We start from the raw sequence: 19,631 nt of genomic DNA on the forward strand, positions 1-19,631 counted from the left end.
GGTTGGGTGATTACTTAGTCTGTTGCAGCGCATCATCCAAGCGCTGGAGACTATTGTCGCGACCAACTGCCACAAGAATTTTGGCAATATCGGGAGCCGGTGCGCCGCCGGTTAGGGCGGCACGGGCAGAAGGTCCGATTTTTCCGAAGCCTACGCCTTCTTTTTCAGCAAAAAGTTTAAGCTCGGCTTCGAGGTTTTCAACCGACCAATCGGCCGTATTGGCCAGATGCTCACGAAGTCGTGAAAGTCGGTCGAGGTTTTCGCCCTGCAACATGGCCTGACTTTTCTCGTTAAACGAGATCGGATTAGCCAAAAGGGCGAACTGCACCTGATCGGCCAGTTCCGGCACCAATTTGGCGCGGTCCTTGATCAGGGGAAGGGTGCGTAGGACGGTTTCGCGTCCTGTGTCGTCAAGCGGTTGTCCGCGAGACGCCAGAATATCGGTCACGAGATCGAGCAGGCGCTGATCGTCGGCCTGACGGATCCAGTGGGCATTGACGTGGGCCAGCTTGTCAAAGTCCAGACGGGCCGGTGCCTTGTTGATACCGGCAAAATCGAACCACGCCTTGGCCTGTTCATCGTCGAACAGTTCGTCATCGCCATGCGCCCAGCCGAGGCGCGCCAGATAGTTGCGCATGGCCTCGGGCAGATAGCCCATCTCGGCATATTCGTGCACGGCCTGAGCGCCGTGACGCTTGGACAGCTTGGCACCGTCGGGGCCGTGGATCAGCGGGATGTGCGCAAAGGTCGGGCGGGTCCAGTCCAGTGCATCATAGATCAGGCTCTGGCGGGCGGCGTTGTTCAGGTGGTCATCACCACGGATCACATGGGTGATGCCCATGTCGTGGTCGTCCACCACAACGGCAAGATTATAGGTGGGAGCCCCATCCGAGCGCAGGATGACCAGATCATCCAGCGCCGAAGATTCCCAGCGTACCGAACCCTGAACCGCGTCATCGACGATAACAGCCTGATCCAGAGGACGGCGGAAGCGCACGGTGAACGGCTTTTGCAAGTCTTCGGCGGTCGGTTCGCGGTCACGCCATGGCGAGACAAAGTCCTTGCCCTCGGCCTTGGCGGCATCACGCAATGCGCCGGTTTCATCGGCGGTCAGGAAATCGCGATAGGCATGGCCGGTTTCCAGCAGTTGCTGTGCCACTTCGCGGTGACGGTCGGCGCGCGCATACTGATAGACGGTTTCCCCGTCGCCCAGCAGGTCCAACCATTCTAGACCGTCGAAAATCGCTTTTACGGCGTCTTCGGTCGAACGCTCACGGTCGGTATCCTCGATGCGAACGAGGAATTTGCCACCGTGGCCTTTGGCATAGAGCCAGTTGAATAACGCTGTTCTCGCGCCGCCAATATGCAGGTAGCCTGTCGGCGAGGGGGCAAAGCGGGTGACAACAGTCGAAGAAGACGAGTTCATAAGCGATGAGTCCATTAGGTGCGTCCTTATACGCCCGTCGCCGACAAAGCGAAGCCTTGCAGTAAAGTTGATCGGCGGTTTGCGCGCCTTGCTGATGCGCGAATGGAGCGCACAGGCGACGAGGTGGCCATTATGGAGCGCGGTTTTCTTTGGCTCTGGCTGTGCCATCTATTTCGCTCTGAAGACGGAGCCGCCGGTATTGCCTCTGTTTTTAATGGGCTTTTTATCCGTTGTGGCGTGGCTTTTGGCCAAGTGGCGAGGGATGGGGCGTGGCATCACACTGTCCTTGTTGATGGTGGCCTGCGTGCTGTCAGGGATGTGGGTGGCCAAGGCACGATCCGATGCGGTGGCGGCCCCGATTGCGCCCTCTATAACCAAACCGACTTTGGTCGAGGCCTATGTCATTGACGTCGATTCACCGGGGGCACGTGGCCACAGGGTGGTGCTGGCTCCGGTACGGATCAGGGGAATCGCCTTCGAGGACGTGCCACACAGGCTGCGAGCGACGGTAAAGGGGGCTCCGCCAAGGCCGGGTGACGCGGTGTCGATTTATGGCCTGCTGAATCCGCCACCGGCTCCGGCCAGTCCGGCATCTTATGATTTTGGCCGGATGGCATGGTTCGAGAGCTTGGGCGGGGTACTGTTTGGCTTGGGCGATACGCGCGAGGCACATCTTAGGGTGCCAACGTGGCGCGTCCGGATGGAAATGCGGATCAATGCCGTGCGCTTTAATATGGCCGAGCGACTGGTGGCACGTCTGGGGCCACAGCGCGGTGGCATAGCGGCGGCCATGGTGACGGGGCACGAGACGTGGATCGGTGAAGATGATCTTCAGGCCATGCGCGATTCCGGCTTGGCGCACATCCTGTCGATTTCGGGGCTGCACATGGCCGTGGTCGGAGGGTTTTCCTTTTTTCTGGTGCGCCTGTTGGTGGCGCTTTGGCCGTGGCTAGCGCTGCGTGTGTCGGGAAAGAAGGTGGCGGCAGTGGGGGGATTACTGGCTGTCGGGGCGTATCTGGTGATTTCAGGTGCGCCGCCACCGGCCGAGCGCGCGGCGGTGACGGCCAGCATAGCCTTTATCGCCATCCTGCTGGATCGACGGGCGATTAGTATGAGGGCTTTGGCGGCCGCGGCCTTTGTGGTGCTGTTGTTACGGCCTGAATCGGTGATTGCACCGGGGTTTCAGATGTCGTTTGCGGCAACAGCGGCACTGGTCGCATTGGCTGAAATCTGGCCGCGCAGGATCAAGGAGATCAACACGCCGTGGCCCATTGCCGCAATCCAGCGTGCGGGATCATGGGCATTGGCAGCCGTGTCGGCCAGTCTGGTCGCGGGGATGGCGACAGGTCCGTTCGTCATGCACCATTTCAACCGGACCAGCATGTATGGGCTGGTGGCCAACATGGCCAGTGCGCCATTGGCTGACCTGATTATGCTCCCCAGTTTGGCATTAGGGGCATTGCTGGAACCGGTTGGTCTGGGGGCACCGTTCCTTTGGCTGGCAGGGCAGGGTGTCGGTTTCATGCTGGTGATTGGCCATTGGGCGGCAGACTTGCCTGGGGCGGTTCACACCATGCCCAGTGCGCCTGCTATGGCCCTACCGGTGGCGTTTGTAGGCATATTGTTCATGTGCCTGTGGCGCGGGTGGCTGAGGGTTCTAGGATTGCCGTTGGCCTGTGCGGTCCTGCTTTGGCCGCGGCCTCAAGTGCCGGATATCTGGATCGGCGATGCGGCGACTAATGCCGCTGTGGTTCGCGGGCATGAGGCAGAGGTGTTTCGCAAGGTGCGGGCCTTTGCATCCACCATGTGGGCACAGCGATGGAATCTGGATGTCACCGAGCGCCCGAAGGAAGGCTGGAAATGCGGGCGAACCTATTGCCGAGCCGATGCGGGGCGGATGCCTGTCGCGCTGTGGTGGGGACGCGCCGTGCCGGACGAAAAGGTCATGTCGGCAATGTGTGCGAGTGCCGAGGTTGTTGCGGTCAGGTCCGAAGTGCCTTCACTACCGCATGAATGCGCGGATACACTGGTTCTGGATGGTCGTGATTTTGCGACCAAGGGGGCCGTAGAGCTTTGGCGTACCCAGAGCGGCTGGAAGGCCCGTTGGGTACGCGATGTTCGCGGTGAGCGCCCGTGGTCGCGCTGGGGCGACCCTGACTATCAGTGATAGCGGCGGATCAGGCCGACCAGCTTGCCCTGAACCTCGACCTGATCGGGACCGAAGATTCGGGTCTCATAAAGACGGTTGGCAGGCTCAAGGGCAATCGACTGGCCCTTTTTACGCAGGCGTTTCAGCGTGGCTTCCTCGCCCTCGACCAAAGCCACAACAATCTCGCCAGAATTGGCCTGATTGATGCGTTTGATGACGACCACATCACCGTCGAGGATGCCGGCCTCGATCATCGAGTCGCCCTCGATTTCGAGCAGATAGTGTTCACCAGCGCCCAGCATGGTTTCCGGTACGAAAAGGCGGTCGGTTTCGTGCTGGATGGCGGTAATCGGGGTACCCGCAGCGATCTTGCCGAGCAGTGGCAGTTCGCGAACGTCATTAGCCGCCATGTGAGACTGAGTGCGGTTCTGGCCACCACCTTCGATCACGTCCGGCTTAAACGGTGCGCGGCCACGGGAAGGTGCGGCAGCGGTGGCTTGTTCGGGCAGCTTCACAACCTCAAGCGCGCGCGCACGGTGTGCCAGACGACGAATGAAGCCGCGTTCCTCAAGGGCCGTAATCAGGCGGTGGATGCCCGATTTGGACGCCAGATCCAGCGCCTCCTTCATTTCGTCGAAGGACGGCGACACACCCGTCTCCTTGATACGTTCATGGATGAACATCAGGAGTTCGTGCTGCTTTTTAGTGAGCATGAGGCAAGCGCTTTCAGAACAAGGCGTGAACCGTTGCTGATGTTCTGTAAGTGTTCTGGTTAAAAGTCAACTAACGCCAAACACCTCGTTGCGTGACGCAATGAGGGTGTCGTGTTGAGATGACTTTATTTTCTGGAAGTATTTTGGACCAAGAGCGGTATGCGCCACTCCATCTTCATGAGAAGGGGAGTGGCGCGAGTGACGGGGCTCGAACCCGCGACCTCCGGCGTGACAGGCCGGCACTCTAACCAACTGAGCTACACCCGCTTGGTCCCGTTCGCGCCGTGTCCGGCGGGAACGAGGTGGTGTTTAGGTGGGGCAGCGTTTAGGGTCAACATAAAAACGTGCAGACCCCTGAAAAAATACGCCAATTTTGAAAATCGACGCTCCGTGAAGGTGCGTAAAACTTGCCGCTTTGGGAGGTGAAATGCCCGTAGGATCGGGCTTTTAGTGGGTGTCTTTTATCGCCAAACCGGCGGTGTCCGGTGGCGTATCGCCTCCGCTGTTCAGCGGCTTTTGCATGAAGATGACATCGCGCCAGCCGTCATGTTTCCACCCTGCGGCGTGAAAAATACCGGAATCAGCGAATCCTCTAGAGCGATGAAGGGCAATCGAGCCTTGATTTTCCGAGTCGCCGATGACCGCGACCATCTGGCGAAGGCCTATTTTCGCGCAAGAATCGATGAGGGCATCCAAAAGACGCCCTCCGATTCCCATGCCGCGGGCGTTGGCGGCCAGATAAATCGAATCCTCGACCATGTAGCGATAGGCCTCGCGGGCACGAAATGGGCCCGCATAGGCATAGCCCAGAACCGTACCGTCCGATTCTGCGACGAGGCGTGGGAGGCCCAAGGCCGCCACATAGGCAAAACGGGCCTTCATTTCGGCAAGCTCGGGCGCTTCCAGCTCGAAGGTGCCGCATCCATTGGCGACATTTTCGGCATAGATGGCGGTGATGGCGGGGAAGTCTGTTTCCACCGCCTCACGGATTACCGCATCGCGCATCAGGCGAAGTCTCGTTCCCAGCCCTTGTTCACGGCCCAGATGGCAAAGGCGTAATCGAGGGCAATGTCCTTCAGATAGTCAAAGCGCCCCGACGAGGCGAAGTGACCGGCTTCCATATTGATCTTGAGAAGGATCGGATTGATCGAGGTGGTGACAGGGCGCAGACGCGCGACCCATTTTTGCGGCTCCCAATAGGTCACGCGCGGATCGGACAGGCCGCCGGTGGCCAGAATGGCCGGATAGGCTTTGGGGCCAATCTGGTCATAGGGGCTGTAGGACCACATATAGTCATAGGCCTCGGCATCCTCGATCGGGTTGCCCCATTCGGGCCATTCCGGCGGGGTCAGCGGCAGGCTGGTGTCGCTCATGGTGTTGATCAGGTCCACGAACGGAACCCCGCCAATCACACCGGCCCACAGGTCCGGGCGCATATTTGTGACAGCCCCGACCAACAGACCACCGGCAGAGCGGCCCTCAGCGACGATGTTTCCAGCGCGGGCATAGTTCTTGTCGATCAGATGCTCTGCTGCGGCAATGAAGTCGGTGAAGGTGTTCTTCTTTGTGAAGCGACGGGCATCGAGGAACCAGTTCCAGCCCTTGTCGGCACCACCGCGAATATGGGCGATGGCATAGATAAAGCCACGATCCACCAGCGACAGGCGGTTGGTCGAGAAACTGGCGCTCATCGACATGCCATAGGAACCATAGCCATAAAGCAGCACAGGTGCAGAGCCATCTACCGGCGTGTTCTTGTGGCGCAGGATCGATACCGGCACCAGTTGGCCATCGGATGCAGGTGCGTTCAGACGCTCGACCACATAGTCGGCGGCGTTATGGCCCGACGGGACTTCTTGCACCTTGCGCAAGGTGCGCTCGCGCGACTTCTGGTCATAGTCATAGACCGAGGTCGGCGTGGACATGGAGTTATAGGTGTAACGGATCGTCGGGGTGTCGAACTCTGACGCACCGGCCAGAGACAGGCTGTAGGCCGGTTCATCGACAGCGATCTCGTGTTCGGAGCCTGCGCGGTCACGGATGACGATGCGGGTATTGGCGTCAAAGCGTTCCTGACGGGATACGAAATCCTTGGTCAGGTCGAAGCCTTCGATGTAGCGGCCCGGTGTATGGGCCACGAGGTCTTTCCAGTTGGCCTTGGCTGGCGCATCGGTCGGGGCTTCGACGATCTTGAAGTCCATTGCATCGTCGGCATTGGTGCGAATGACCCAGCGGTCGCCCCAGTGGTCCATCTCATAGAGGCGGGCTTCGACGCGCGGCTCTACGACAACCGGCGTTGCGGTGGGCTGGGAACCGGGGATCAGGCGGGTTTCCGAGGTTTCCTGATTGGCAACGCTGATCTGGATGAAGGCGTCATCCGAGCTGCGGCCAAGGCCAAGGAACATGCCTTCATCGGCTTCTTCGTAAACCAGAGTGGTTTCACCACCGCGCACGGGTCGACGGAAAATCTTGTCCGGTCGGCCATTATCGTTGCGGTTGATCCAGAAGATCCACTGGCTGTCGGGCGAGAAGGTGAAATCGCCCGTCGCGGAATCAATAGCATCCGGCAGGACCGCGCCAGTGACCAAATCCTTGATGTAGATTTTGAAGACCTCGGAGCCTTGGGCATCCTCGGAATAGCCATAGAGGTTGTGGTCAGGGCTGGCTTCCACACTGCCGACGTCCGAATAGGCCTTATCCTTGGCCAGTGCATTGGCATCCAGCAGGATCACCTCGCCATCGGTGCGTCCGCGCGGGCGACGGCAATAGAGCGGGTGCTGATCGCCGGTATTATAGCGGGTGTAATACTCCCAAGGACCGTCAGCGGCGGGCACCGAAGCGTCGTCTTCCTTGATGCGGCCCTTCATCTCCTCGAACATCTGGTTCTGGAGCGGCAGGGTCGAGGCCATCATGGCCTCGCGGTAGGCGTTTTCTTCGTTCAGGTGGTCGCGGACATCGGCCTTGATCAGCTTGGGATCGCGCAGAACGGCCTGCCAGTTGTCGTCCTTCATCCACTGGTATTCATCGGTGCGGGTGCGGCCCAGCTGCTCGATGGTGACAGGGACTTTTTTGGCGACGGGCGCAACGGGACGGGACATTCGGGCTCCGGTAGTCAGGTTTACCGCACGGGGGCGGGCAAGGGCGGGGGATGCGGCCAGAAGGCTGGTAGCAGCACTGGAAGCGATAAGTTCGCGGCGATTCATGGACACCCCCTCAAATGATCTTTGGAGCGGACCTTGTGCCTGTCGCGGCGTCAGGTCAAATGGCGGTTATGGCCATTGATGCACTTCCCCCCGAACCGCCCGTTGCCCAGATGCCTGCTGCCGAGTGGGATATGACGCTGGGGCTTATCAATGCGACGGTCCAGTTGGACCAGAATATTGGCGAGGGACGCCGTAAGGTTGGGACGGGCTTTCTGGTTCAGGCCCCGCGACCGGACGGCACGCCGCGCCTTTTGCTGGTGACGGCAGAGCATGTGTTCCGTGTCATGCCCAATCCTGTGGCCCGTATTGGATGGCGCTTTGCCGAAAGTGACGGCAACTGGCGCTATGCCCCTGCGGACCTGCCGATCCGACAGGAAGACGGCACGCCACTGTGGACCCAGCACCCGACAGAAGATGTGGCGGTTCTGGAAATCACAGCCCCTGAAGAGTTTACCCGCGCGGCCATTCCGGTCGGCTGGATTGCCAATGCCAATACGTTCGACCAATGGCGCATGGGGCCGGGGGACGAGCTATTTGCCTTGGGGTATCCGCATGGCCTGTCGGCCAATCGTGCGGGCTTTCCGATCCTGAGGTCAGGCCGGATTAGTTCATGGCCTCTGACGCCGGTCCAGCATTTCAAAACCTTCCTGCTGGACTTTAATGTCTCGCAGGGGAATTCCGGCGGGCCGGTATTCTGGGTGCCGGCTGCGAAGCGCGTACCGGGGGCACCGGTGCCGACCAACCCGTTCATTGCCGGTGTGCTGATCAAAGAAGTTCAGGGCAATGGCGAGGGGATCGAACTGGGCGTCGTCGGGCACGGCCAGTACATTCACGAGACAATTAACCTGCTGGATTCTCAGCGAGCTGCGGGTGCCGGACCGCAGTCATAACGCGCACAGTAGCGCTGTTTGAGCGGGCCGTAATTGGCTTCGTATGAATAGAGGTTGTTCACCGCCAGACTGAGATCACTGCTCCATTCGGCCCAGTCTTGTGGCGGCTCGGCGGGCATGGTGGCATGGCCGCGTTTCGCCAGAACCATGGCAAAGGCGCGGCCCAGTAATTTGGCATTGGTGCTTCCGATATACATTTCGGAAATCCATTGCTGAACCACTTGGGCGCGATCCGGCGAGAGCTGGTTCAGTCCCCAAACGGCTTGGTCGGATGCGGCGAGTGTCGGCCCCCAAGCCTGAGCGGCCACCAGACCCGCTATCAGGTTCGCATTGGTGGGCGCTGGCCCGTTCCACTCGGTAGCGGGGCGAGTATCATTATCGGACGGATAAAAGGGCAGTGACAGGCGGATCTGGCTTTCTACAGCCGCGCCGTCGACTGTTCGGGGATGAAGCCTGCCGCGCTCGGCAACGGCAATTGCGGTATCCTCGAAGCCAAGGCCTTCGGGCACTGCCGATACCGTCTCGCAATCGGGGACGCCTTCTGGACTGACCTTACATTCCACAACAACATGGCCCGCAATGCCCAGATGTGCGGCCAGATGCGGATAATCTGCCTCTGTCGCCTCGGGTAGTATCTTCCATGATGGGTTGGTTATGACGACCGGTTTGGGAAGGGACTCGACGGTCGCAACGATGGCTGGCGGCTCAGTACCAAGCGCCGCCGGTTCCACGCCTGTGGTCATAAGCGCCAAGCCTAGAGATATGATCATAACGGCTTCCCCCGATACCGATGACTGACCCTGCGATCAGAGCTTTAGTTTGGCCGGTAGATCAAAACGGGCGTGCCGCACAGACCTAATCGCTTACACAGGCAAAAGTCGCGCAATAGCGACGTGCGATTTCTTTCATGGCGATACTGCTATCGTCGGGGCGTGCCAGCGCCATATCCCTTCGCCATTCGGCGTGGTTTTCCGGTTGGGAGTTCGGCCAGCTATCTACACCACGAACGGCCAGCACACGGGCCACAGCGATTGCAGTATCTGCGACTTCCTTCTCGCGCGACGGAGCCAGTTCGTTCAGCCATGCCGTTAGAGCATCTCGCTGTTCGGCAGGTAAACGATCCAGTTGCCAGACTTGGCGCATGCGCACGGCAATAGAGGGGCGGCGCATCACCGTGTTTCGAGCAAATTGTCTGCCTGCATTGAGTTGAGCCTCGGTCGGGTCGGGGCCTTCCCATTCGGGATGGGTTTCGAAGGGGAGGGACTTGAATGGAACTCTGACGGTAAACCGGCGCGTGTCGGTGTAATCGATTGAAGCGGGCAACACGCGACCACGCTGAACCACATTGATCGCAGCGGTATCGAAACCCAGATGGGCCGGTGACGAGGTCAAGCTGAGGCAGTTAACCGGAACGCCTTGTGGGTCGGCTTCACATTCAACGAAAGCATATCCGTTAAGTGCTAACTGACCGGCCATTACCGGATAGTCTTCCGGTGTGGCCTGCGGGCGGATGACCCATTCCACAGGCGTTTGCTCCGGCTCGACGGGAACAGCGACCGGATCGGATAAAAGGGCAGCCAATGCGACAGTTGCAAACATGAAAACGCCTCCCGCACCGAGGATGCAGGAGGCGTGATCATTTGCAAACCAAGATATAGTTTCAGTCGGCTCCCTGATAGGGCGGGAAGGGCTCGTCGTCCCGAGGGTGCCAGTGCGAAGGGGTTTCGGGCTCTTCCGCTCGTCTGGTCGTGCAATCATAGCGCGAGCAGTAGGCGTTATTGATGCGCCAGCCTGCAGAGTTCCAGCCTTCGCCACCCTCAGCTCGGATCATTCGTGCACGGACCTGAGGATCACTGAAGTCGATAATACGCTCGATCCGGTTCTCTACTTCTGAAAATGTCAGCATACGCGCGTACATGCGGATGGACAGAGCTTCATTCTCAGTTTCGGTCAATCCGTGAGAGTTAATCGTTTCGTTCAGGAACGCTGCATTTTCAGGAGCGAGCTCAGAGGCAAGAGCGGCTTTGATTTCTTTGGGTATCTTGCCTTCAAAAGGCACATGTCCGTTGATGGATTTGATGTGCTCAACAATGTTTTTGGCGAGACTTAGTTGGTCATCTGTTGGCTCAGGGCCATCCCAAGGAACGCTGGGCGGTAGTAGCTCATCAAAGTTATCGCCGAAGGGGATGTTGAAGCTGAAGGTCAAATTCTCGGGTGTGTCTCCATCCCAATTGGCCTTGAGCTGACCACGCTTGGCAATTTCGATTGCAGTTTGTTCGAAACCAAAGCCTTCAGGGTAAGCGGTGGCTACACACTCGCGGACGTATCCATCGGCATTGGCAATACATGTGACCGCGGCGTTACCGCGAACATTCAAATAAGTTGCAACAACGGGGTAATCGTCCGGAGTGACCTGAGGAGGGTTAAGCCATGATACCCTCGGTGGTACGGCTGTTTCTTGAGTAGCTTCGTGGCTCGCAAGAAAAAGTCCTACAAATGCAGCGACCCAAGACAGTGAAAACATAAGAAAACGCCTCCCGCACCGATGATGCAGGAGGCGTGATCATTTGCAAAGCTGGGTTAGCAGAATTAGCCCGCCAATTTAGCCTGCCAGAGCTTCCAGCGTCAGGCGGTGCAGTAGGTCGCCGCCTTGGCCGACGCCAGCCAGACGGCTGGAGACGTGGCCCAGAACATTGGCCGCATAGGCTTCGTAGAGGTCCAGTTTGCCTTGCAGCCATGCTGCGTCGCCATCATTGGCGTCCAGCTTGGCCTTGGCCGCCAGAGCGCCCTTGGCCAGCATCCAGCCGCCGACAACATCGCCCAGCAGTTTCAGATAGGAATCGGCACCGGCCAGAACGTCGGCAGCACGATCCTTGTCGGCCTTGGCATCCAGCAGCCACAAGGTGGCGTCCTCGACCGATTCAATGGCGTTGGCGAAACGTTCCACCGGCTTGCCCGAATAGAGGGACGCCAGTTGATGAAGTGTCACCTTCATGTCCTCGATCAGGCGCTTGGCCGATTCACCACTATCCATCGACAGCTTGCGACCGACGAGGTCCATGGCCTGAATGCCGTTGGTGCCTTCGTAGATCGGGGTGATACGGGCGTCGCGGTAATATTGGGCCGCGCCGGTTTCTTCGATGAAGCCCATGCCGCCATGAACCTGAACGCCCAGAGAGGCGACTTCACAGCCGACATCGGTGGACCATGCCTTGGCGATCGGGGTGAACAGGTCTTCGCGACCCTTCCAGATTTTGCGCTCTTCCTCGGTGGCGGCATGGCGGGCCATGTCGGCAGCAACACCGGTCGAGAAGCAGATGGCGCGGGCGGCGGCGATCTTGGACTTCATCACGACCAGCATGCGGCGAACGTCCGGCAGGTCGAACAGCGGCGCATTGCGCTGGCCGGTCCAGATGCTGGTGCCCTGACGGCGCTCCAGCGCATAGGCGAGGGCGTGCTGATAGGCGCGCTCGGCAATGCCGACGCCTTCAACGCCCACGGCCAGACGGGCCGCGTTCATCATCACGAACATATGGGCCAGACCCTCGTTCGGGCGGCCAACCAGTTCGGCAACGGCGTTTTCATACTGCATGACGCAGGTGGGCGAGGCGTGGATGCCCAGCTTGTGCTCCAGACCAACCGGATGGAAGCTGTTGCGGTGCGAGGTCGGGTTGCCATCGGCATCGAGGTGGAATTTCGATGCGAGGAATAGCGAGATACCCTTGGGACCTGCCGGTGCATCCGGTAGGCGGGCCAGCACCAGATGGACGATATTATCCGTGGCGTCGTGATCGCCCCAGGTGATGAAGATCTTCTGGCCGTTCAGCAGGTATTTGCCGTCTGCGGTCGGCGTTGCGGTGGCAACCAGTGCGCCAAGGTCCGAACCCGCGCTCGGCTCGGTCAGCACCATGGCACCGGTCCACTCGCCCGAAACCAGTTTCGGCAGGTAGACTTCTCTCTGGTAGTCGGTGCCGACGGCTTCCAGAGCTTCGATCGAGGCCAGCGACAGCATCGGGCACAGGCCGAACGCCATGTTGGCGGCGTGGACGGTTTCATAGGCCGCCAGTTCCAGTGCCTTGGGCAGGGCCTGACCACCGGCTTCGACCGATGCGGTCAACGACGTCCAGCCACCTTCGGCAAACTGTTTATAGGCATCGGCAAAGCCGGGCGAGGCGGTCACATTGCCATCAGAGATGGTTGCAGGATTCAGGTCACCTACGCGGTTCAGCGGGGCCAGCACTTCTTGCGAAAATTGGCCTGCAGCTTCGATGATGGCCGAGGCTACATCGGTGTCATAGTCCGGAAAGGCACCGGTAGCAGCGACGTTGTCGATACCGGCAATGGCCTCGAGGGCAAATGCGATGTCACGGACTGGAGCGCGATAGGTCATCGGAAATCCTTAATTTAGATGCCGTTGTGTCGGCTTTCCGACCATCTTTCGTCAAGCCGTCTTGGACATTGGTCGAAAATCCGCTCAGTGAAGCCAATAAGCGGTAGAAGCGTGACACGCGGTTTGAACCACTGCCGTAACGTAAGGAAAGTCTTGTTAAATGTCTGATGCTCCCATGAAGGGCGATAGCCCCGAGAAAGCGGCAGAAGCGCTGCGAGCGGGGCAGTTGGTCATTTTGCCGACCGAGACGGTTTACGGCTTGGCTGCCGATGCATCGAAGCCTGAAGCTGTTGCCAAGATTTTCGAGGCCAAGGGGCGTCCGCGCTTCAATCCGCTGATTGCCCATGTGGCCGATCTGGTATCCGCCGAATCTATTGCCGTCTTTGATGAACGCGCACGCGCACTGGCCAAGGCATTCTGGCCGGGACCTTTGACGATTGTGGCACCAGTGCGTGATAGCGGGCAGGTGTGCGATCTGGCGCGGGCCGGTCTGGACAGTGTTGCGATCCGTGTTCCGGCCCATGAAAAGGCGAGGGCGGTGATCTCGGCCTTTGGCGGGGCGGTTGTTGCGCCGTCGGCGAACCGCTCGGGGCGACCCAGTCCGACCACCTTTGCCGATGCACTGGAAGAGACAGGAACATCGACGGGGGCGGCCGTGGATGGTGGTTCATGCCGCGAGGGCGTCGAAAGCACAGTGGTTTCGGTGCTGGGCGATCAGATCGCCTTGCTGCGCCCCGGCACCATTACCCGTGAACAGATTGAAGCGGTGGTGGGCCCTTTGGCAGCTAGCGCCGAAGAGGGGCATCGTTCACCCGGGCGTTTGACCTTGCACTATGCACCGGACGCGCCTGTGCGGATCAATGCAACGAATGTGAAAGACGGTGAGATATTGCTGGGCTTTGGCGAAGGGGTTGGTGATCCGCGCTGGAGCCTAAGCACTGTCGGAGATTTACGCGAAGCCGCGGCCAATCTGTTCCGTCTTTTGCGCGAGGCAGACCGCACCAAGCCATCAGGGATAGCGGTCTCAACTATTCCGGCGACGGGTCTGGGCGAGGCGATCAATGATCGCCTGAGCCGTGCAGCGGGTTTTGTCGGCTAGAGAAACACGTCTTGCAGATTGACGCTGGTTCGTTTTCCGACGTCGTCAAAACTGGCATCAATCCACTGTGAGGCGGCCTCGCGACCCAAGGATTTGAGCGAGGACAGGAAGCTCCACTCGGTATCGGTTTTCGATGCCAGCGACAGTTGGCCCAGCCAGTTGTCGGCCAGAATGGCGTGGATTTTCGGAGGCTGCCATGTCTCGGCACGTAGGAGCTTGCCTTCATCAATCAGGCGTTGGGTCATGGCGATGGTACGCAGCTCGGCAATCAGGGGCGCATTGAACAAAATCTCGTTCAGGCGATCCATAATGTCGGCTGACTGTTTGGGCGTGTCATCGCGAAACAGGGGATTGAGCGGCAGCAGGATAATATCGTCGGGCACATCCTTGGCGAACAATGGCCAAAGCGCCGGATTGGCCAGATAGCCACCATCCCAATAGGGCTCGCCGTCTATCTCGACCGCCTGAAACAGGTGCGGAAGGCATGCGCTGGCCAATAATACATCCGCGGACATTTCGTCATTGCCAAAGATGCGCGATTGTCCGGCGCGGACAGCGGTAGCTGAAATATGGATGCGGATTTTCGATGCCTTTACGGCCTCGAAATCGACAGCCGCCTCAATGACCCTTTTGAGAGGGTTCAGGTTGAGCGGATTGAAGCTGTAGGGGCTCATGGACATGGCCAAGGTCTGACTGGCCTGCCAGACAGGGTTTTCGGTCATCCATTGGGGTGTCAGACTTTTGAGCCATGCGCCGGACTGGCCAAACACATTGCGTCCGCCGGACTGGTTGACCTCCTGCCATAGGAAATCCAGCGCTTCACGCGCGCCAGCGGCCCCGTTGCGCTCCAGTCCCGTGACCAGAGCGGTGGCGTTCATGGCACCTGCAGAGGCGGCGGTGACGGCCTTCACCTCTATACGGTCGTCCTCGAACAAGCGGTCAAGGACGCCCCATTGAAAGGCACCGTGCGAACCACCGCCCTGAAGGGCCAAGCAAACGGATTTGCGTTTCGCAACCATAGGAAGCCTCCGCTGAGAGGCCTTCAGCCTATTGGGCTGTCCAGCCGCCGTCGACAGAATAAGAACTGCCGTTCGCCGAAGCACCAAGGTCCGACACCAGATAAAGGAAGATACCGGCCAACTGTTCCGTGGTGACGAACTGTTTGGTGGGTTGCGAGCCGAGGATGACGTTCTTCATCACGTCCTCGCGGCTCATATTGCGGGTGCGGGCCTGATCGTCGATCTGCTTGTCCACGATGGGGGTATGCACAAAGCCGGGGCAGATAGCGTTGCAGGTAATGCCCTGCTGGGCCAGTTCCAGCGCGACCGTCTTGGTGAAACCGATCACGCCGTGCTTGGCGGCGACATAGGCCGATTTATAGGGGCTGGCGACCAGACCATGCGCCGAGGCGACGTTGACGATGCGGCCACGGCCTTGCGCCTGCATGATCGGCACGGCGGCCTTTGTGGCATAGAAGGCCGAAGAAAGGTTGATCGCGATAATGCGTTCCCACGCGTCGTTCGGGAAATTCTCGACGGCTTCGACGTGCTGGATGCCCGCATTGTTCACGAGAATGTCGAGGCGACCCAGTTCCTTGTGCGCATAGGCAACCATGTCGGCGATCTTGTCCGGCTTGGTCATGTCGGCACCATGATACAGCACGCGCACGCCGGTACGGGTTTCAAGGTCCGAACGGGTTTGTTCAATTGTGGCCGCGTCGCCCAGTCCGTTCAGAACCACCGCAGCACCGCATTCGGCGGCGGCAGAGGCGAGGGCAAGACCGATACCCGAGGTCGAGCCGGTAATGACGGCAACCTGACCCTTAAGATCGTTCATGGCAAACATAGGCGCGTTTCCAACCTGTTCTGATTTGAAAAGAAACTAGCGCCTGTCTGTCATCAAAGCATCAGGAATTTCCTGCTCTGATGAATATCCAGTCGGTATCGGTCGAGGACGAGGCCTCGAAACGGTAACCATCGCGGTCAAATTTCTTTAGAGATTCAGCATCTTCCAAGCGGTTCTCGATGATGAATCGTGCCATCGCGCCGCGTGCTTTTTTCGCATGGAACGAGATAATACGGTCCACACCATCCTTACGCTCCTTGAAGTGGGGCGTAATGACCTTGAGTTTCAGCGCCTTGGCATCGACGGCACCGAAATATTCCTGCGAGGCCAGATTGATCAGGGTCTGTTCGGGATGGCCTTGGGCATCCTCGTTCAAACGCAGCGAGATACGTTCGCCCCAGAAGTCGTAAAGCGTATTGCCGCGCGGGGTCTTCAGGCGAATCCCCATTTCCAGACGATACGGGTGCATTCCGTCCAGCGGACGCAGCAGACCATAAAAGCCTGACAGGATACGCAGGTGGTCCTGCGCCCATATCAGGTCTTCGGCCGACATCTCGCGGGCCTTCAGGCCCTCATAGACATCACCGGCAAACGCAAAGGCGGCTTGCAGCGCACCTTCGGTCTTGTCGTTATCGAACGATTGGAACCGCTCGTAGTTGAGGTCCGCCAGTGCATCGGAAATGGACATCAAGCGGCGCAGATCGGCGCGGGTCAGCTTGTGCGTGACCTTCGACAGTTCGGCCGTTTCCGGCGCGCAACGGCGCGTCGTCATCGGTAGATCACCGGACGCAGCTGTGAAGTCCAATTTCTTGGCAGGCGAGATAACAATCAGCAAGGCACGCTCCCTAGTCGCGGCTCACATAGGGGCAAATCGTGTCAGTTTAAACCTTGGTGCGACAAGTTTTCCTGTCGTCGCTGCCTGACAAGGGTCAGAACAGAACGGCAGGATTCATAATGCGTTGCGGGTCAATTGCCTTGCGGATCGCGGACATGGTCTGGATTTCCAGAGGCGATTTATAGCGTTTGACCTCTTCGGTTTTCAGACGGCCAAGGCCGTGTTCCGCCGAGATGGAGCCGTTATATTTGGCCACTACATCGTGAACCACCTGCGAGCCTTCTTTCCAGCGGGCAATGAAGGCAGGGATATCTTCGCCAATACCGGGAATAATGTCGTAGTGCAGGTTGCCGTCGCCGACATGGCCAAAGCATGAAACGCGGCATCCCGGATGGAAGGCTTCGACGGCGGCGGTGGCCTCGTCGATAAAGTCCGAGATACGGCTGATGGGCACGGAGACATCGTGTTTCCAGCCGCCACCCTCGGGTTTCAGGCCGGCGGAATGTTCTTCGCGCAGACGCCAGAACTGGGCGCGCTGGGCGTCGCTCTGTGCGATGGAGGCATCGGTGATTAGGCCTTCCTCGAAGGCGACCTCCAACAGGCGTTCCATCTGGGCCTCTGCGCCACCGACGGTGCCGTTGGTGATCTCGATCAGCACATACCAGGGCGGCGTGGTTTCCAGCGGCTCGCGCGTGTCGGGAATGTTTTTGAGCACCAGTTCCATGCCGAGGCGCTTCATCATCTCGAAGGCTTCGACACCGCCGCCGGTTTCATCCTTGGCGCGGGCCAGAAGCTCGATAGAGGCCGCGGCGCTTTCCAGACCGACAAAGGCCACGCAACGCGAGCGCATGATGGGATACAGCTTCAAAGTCGCCGCCGTAATAACGCCCAGCGTGCCTTCGGCCCCGATCAGGAGTTGCTTGAGGTCATAGCCGGTATTGTCTTTGCGCAGGCGCTTCAGGCCGTTGAAGATCTGGCCGTCCGGCATGACGGCTTCGACGCCCAACACCAGATCACGCATCATGCCGTAGCGCAGAACCTGTGTGCCGCCCGCATTGGTGGAGATCACACCGCCGATTGTGGCTGAACCTTCGGCGGCCAGCGACAGCGGGAAGAAGCGGTTATTGGCCTTGGCGATTTCCTGCGCTTCCAGCAGCGTGACACCGGCCTCGACGGTCATGGCATCATCCAGAGGGGTGACATCGCGCACTTCACGCAGTTTGCGCGTGGATAGCAGGACCTCGCCAAAGGGTATCTGGCCACCGACCAATCCTGTACCGCCGCCTTGGGTGACGATGGCGACGCCGTGACGGGCGCAAATCTCTACGGCCTTTTGCACTTCGGCGGTGGTGCGCGGTTGCAGCAAGATCGGCGTATGGCCCGTCCAGCGGCCACGCCATTCGGTCAACCAAGGGGCCATATCGTTGGTATCCTCGGTAAAGGCGTCCGGAAGAGCCGCTTTCAGCTCGGCGATGGCTTGGGGCGTGGGAAGGGTCATGTTTGCCCTTTTGACAAAAGCAGCGCGGTGGTGGAAGGGCAAACCTGTGCTCTTGAATGGTCTTTCGGCGAAATAATCATGACTCCAGTCCCTGCTGTCGGTGTTGTCTGCGTGAAGGGCGATGAAGTCCTGCTGATCCGGCGCGGGAAACCACCCAAGATGGGGGAGTGGAGCCTGCCGGGTGGTCATATCGAACCGGGGGAGCGCCTGCTTGATGCGGCGATTCGCGAACTGCGCGAGGAGACGGGCGTCGAGGCGACGATTGGCGGCCTTATCGATGTGGTTGACGGCATCTTCCCCGAGGCCAAGCGCCATTATGTCCTGATCGATTATTGGGCGCGGTGGGTATCAGGCGAGGTGCTGGCTGGCGATGATGCCGCCGAAGCCTGTTTTGTTCCGCTGGATCAGGCTCTGGCAATGGTGGATTGGGAAGAAACCCGACGCATCATCAGAGCGGCCCATGCAGCGGCCCGACAGGGGTCTGCGACAAGATGACAATCCGTTCACTTGTGGCAAAAATCTGGCCAAAACGTCAAAAGCCCTGATAGGATCACAAGGTTCAATCGGAGGAAACGATGGGCCTATTTTTTGTGATCCCCTTTGTGGCGTTTGCACTGATCCTGTTGTTCAGTGTTGTGAAAATCGTGCCGCAAGGTCGTGAGTTCACTGTCGAGCGCTTTGGCCGCTATACCAAGACCCTCAACCCCGGCATCCATATCCTGACCCCGTTCATCGAGCGCGTTGGCCGCCGCATGAACATGATGGAACAGGTGCTTGATGTTCCGACGCAGGAAGTCATCACCAAGGACAACGCCATGGTGAAGGTGGATGGCATCGTCTTCATTCAGGTGATTGATGCGGCGGCTGCGGCCTATCGCGTAGATAACCTAAACTATGCCATCGCCCAGCTTTGCATGACCAATCTGCGTACGGTGGTCGGTTCGATGGAACTGGACGAGGTGCTGAGCCAGCGTGACAGCATCAATACCCGTCTGCTGCACGTTATCGACTCGGCGACTGCGCCTTGGGGCGTGAAGGTTGCACGTATCGAGATTAAAGACCTAACGCCGCCGGTGGACATCACCAATGCGATGGCCCGTCAGATGAAGGCCGAGCGCGAGCGTCGTGCGGTCATCACCGAGGCGGATGGCGAGAAGCAAGCCGCAATCGCCCGCGCCGAAGGTGCCAAGCAGTCAGCTATTCTGGAGTCCGAAGGCCGTAAGGAAGCCGCCTTCCGTGACGCCGAGGCCCGCGAACGCGAAGCCGAGGCCGAAGCCCGCGCAACGGCCATGGTGTCGGAAGCCATCGCTGTGGGCGATGTGAACGCCATCAACTACTTCGTGGCCCAGAAATACGTCGAAGCCTTCGCCGAACTGGCCCGCAGCCCGCAGCAGAAAACCGTCATCGTCCCGAGCGAAATGTCGGCTCTGGTCGGCACGATTGCCGGTGTTGGCGAACTGGTGAACATGACGCGCCAGTCACATGATGCACCGCGCGCACCGCGTCCTGCGGCCCAACAACAGCCTGCTCCTGCGCGTCGCACTGCGCCGCCGCGTGCGACGGGCGTTCCGCCGACGGAGTGA

17 protein-coding genes and 1 tRNA gene are annotated in these 19,631 nt (G+C 59.3%); 5 read left to right on the top strand and 13 right to left on the bottom strand.

The window, feature by feature from the left end; translation table 11 throughout:
• Positions 1–10: 10 nt before the first annotated feature.
• Positions 11–1,441, bottom strand: coding sequence for a glutamate--tRNA ligase (gltX, locus tag FHS64_RS10530; protein WP_243862931.1), 1,431 nt, complete (start codon positions 1,439–1,441; stop codon positions 11–13).
• Positions 1,442–1,670: 229 nt separating this feature from the next.
• Here gltX and FHS64_RS10535 point away from each other — a divergent pair, with 229 nt between their 5' ends.
• The gene (locus tag FHS64_RS10535; protein ID WP_243862932.1) at positions 1,671–3,593 is read left to right on the top strand and encodes a ComEC/Rec2 family competence protein; all 1,923 of its coding nucleotides are present in this window, start codon (positions 1,671–1,673) and stop codon (positions 3,591–3,593) included.
• Here FHS64_RS10535 and lexA read toward each other — a convergent pair.
• The 4 genes from lexA to FHS64_RS10555 all read right to left on the bottom strand — a co-directional run bounded on the left by lexA (position 3,587) and on the right by FHS64_RS10555 (position 7,491).
• Positions 3,587–4,288 (bottom strand): transcriptional repressor LexA, encoded by a 702-nt coding sequence (gene lexA / locus FHS64_RS10540; RefSeq protein WP_167178177.1) that lies wholly within the window; start codon positions 4,286–4,288, stop codon positions 3,587–3,589. The genes FHS64_RS10535 and lexA overlap by 7 nt on opposite strands.
• Positions 4,289–4,478: 190 nt before the next feature.
• Positions 4,479–4,555: transfer RNA gene (locus FHS64_RS10545), tRNA-Asp, on the bottom strand.
• A gap of 180 nt (positions 4,556–4,735) precedes the next feature.
• Positions 4,736–5,293, bottom strand: coding sequence for a GNAT family N-acetyltransferase (locus tag FHS64_RS10550; protein ID WP_167178178.1), 558 nt, complete (start codon positions 5,291–5,293; stop codon positions 4,736–4,738).
• On the bottom strand, positions 5,293–7,491 hold the full coding sequence (locus FHS64_RS10555) for a S9 family peptidase (protein WP_167178179.1): 2,199 nt from the start codon (positions 7,489–7,491) through the stop codon (positions 5,293–5,295). Before FHS64_RS10555 ends, FHS64_RS10550 begins: the two co-directional genes overlap by 1 nt.
• Before the next feature lie 14 nt (positions 7,492–7,505).
• Between FHS64_RS10555 and FHS64_RS10560 the strand changes: the two genes are divergently transcribed.
• Positions 7,506–8,381, top strand: a complete 876-nt coding sequence (locus tag FHS64_RS10560; RefSeq protein ID WP_243862933.1) for a trypsin-like serine peptidase — start codon at positions 7,506–7,508, stop codon at positions 8,379–8,381.
• Here FHS64_RS10560 and FHS64_RS10565 read toward each other — a convergent pair.
• From FHS64_RS10565 to FHS64_RS10580, 4 genes are all read right to left on the bottom strand, one after another.
• Positions 8,348–9,151: an energy transducer TonB gene (locus tag FHS64_RS10565; RefSeq protein ID WP_167178180.1), complete on the bottom strand. Its 804-nt coding sequence runs from the start codon at positions 9,149–9,151 to the stop codon at positions 8,348–8,350. The genes FHS64_RS10560 and FHS64_RS10565 overlap by 34 nt on opposite strands.
• 85 nt (positions 9,152–9,236) lie before the next feature.
• Positions 9,237–9,980, bottom strand: coding sequence for a TonB family protein (locus FHS64_RS10570; protein ID WP_167178181.1), 744 nt, complete (start codon positions 9,978–9,980; stop codon positions 9,237–9,239).
• Between the two features lie 61 nt (positions 9,981–10,041).
• Positions 10,042–10,905, bottom strand: a complete 864-nt coding sequence (locus tag FHS64_RS10575; RefSeq protein ID WP_167178182.1) for a hypothetical protein — start codon at positions 10,903–10,905, stop codon at positions 10,042–10,044.
• Between the two features lie 78 nt (positions 10,906–10,983).
• A complete protein-coding gene (locus FHS64_RS10580) occupies positions 10,984–12,771 on the bottom strand; it encodes an acyl-CoA dehydrogenase (RefSeq protein ID WP_167178183.1) in 1,788 nt (595 codons plus the stop codon).
• A gap of 160 nt (positions 12,772–12,931) precedes the next feature.
• Between FHS64_RS10580 and FHS64_RS10585 the strand changes: the two genes are divergently transcribed.
• Positions 12,932–13,870, top strand: coding sequence for an L-threonylcarbamoyladenylate synthase (locus FHS64_RS10585; protein WP_167178184.1), 939 nt, complete (start codon positions 12,932–12,934; stop codon positions 13,868–13,870).
• On the opposite strand, the gene FHS64_RS10590 is transcribed toward FHS64_RS10585, so the two are convergent.
• The 4 genes from FHS64_RS10590 to FHS64_RS10605 form a co-directional block, all read right to left on the bottom strand.
• Positions 13,867–14,889: a patatin-like phospholipase family protein gene (locus FHS64_RS10590; RefSeq protein ID WP_167178185.1), complete on the bottom strand. Its 1,023-nt coding sequence runs from the start codon at positions 14,887–14,889 to the stop codon at positions 13,867–13,869. The genes FHS64_RS10585 and FHS64_RS10590 overlap by 4 nt on opposite strands.
• 28 nt (positions 14,890–14,917) lie before the next feature.
• Positions 14,918–15,715 carry a 3-hydroxybutyrate dehydrogenase gene (locus FHS64_RS10595; RefSeq protein WP_167178186.1) on the bottom strand — a complete coding sequence of 266 codons (798 nt, stop codon included), beginning with the start codon at positions 15,713–15,715 and terminating at the stop codon, positions 14,918–14,920.
• A 61-nt stretch (positions 15,716–15,776) separates the two neighbouring features.
• A complete protein-coding gene (gene yaaA / locus FHS64_RS10600; protein WP_167178187.1) occupies positions 15,777–16,550 on the bottom strand; it encodes a peroxide stress protein YaaA in 774 nt (257 codons plus the stop codon).
• 94 nt (positions 16,551–16,644) lie between these two features.
• Positions 16,645–18,048: an FAD-binding oxidoreductase gene (locus FHS64_RS10605; protein ID WP_167178188.1), complete on the bottom strand. Its 1,404-nt coding sequence runs from the start codon at positions 18,046–18,048 to the stop codon at positions 16,645–16,647.
• A 78-nt stretch (positions 18,049–18,126) separates the two neighbouring features.
• Here FHS64_RS10605 and FHS64_RS10610 point away from each other — a divergent pair, with 78 nt between their 5' ends.
• Both FHS64_RS10610 and FHS64_RS10615 read left to right on the top strand, forming a co-directional pair.
• Positions 18,127–18,543: an NUDIX hydrolase gene (locus FHS64_RS10610; protein WP_167178189.1), complete on the top strand. Its 417-nt coding sequence runs from the start codon at positions 18,127–18,129 to the stop codon at positions 18,541–18,543.
• An 80-nt stretch (positions 18,544–18,623) separates the two neighbouring features.
• Positions 18,624–19,631 (top strand): SPFH domain-containing protein, encoded by a 1,008-nt coding sequence (locus FHS64_RS10615; protein ID WP_167178190.1) that lies wholly within the window; start codon positions 18,624–18,626, stop codon positions 19,629–19,631.

Source organism: Brevundimonas terrae (assembly GCF_011761985.1).
GTDB lineage: Bacteria > Pseudomonadota > Alphaproteobacteria > Caulobacterales > Caulobacteraceae > Brevundimonas > Brevundimonas terrae.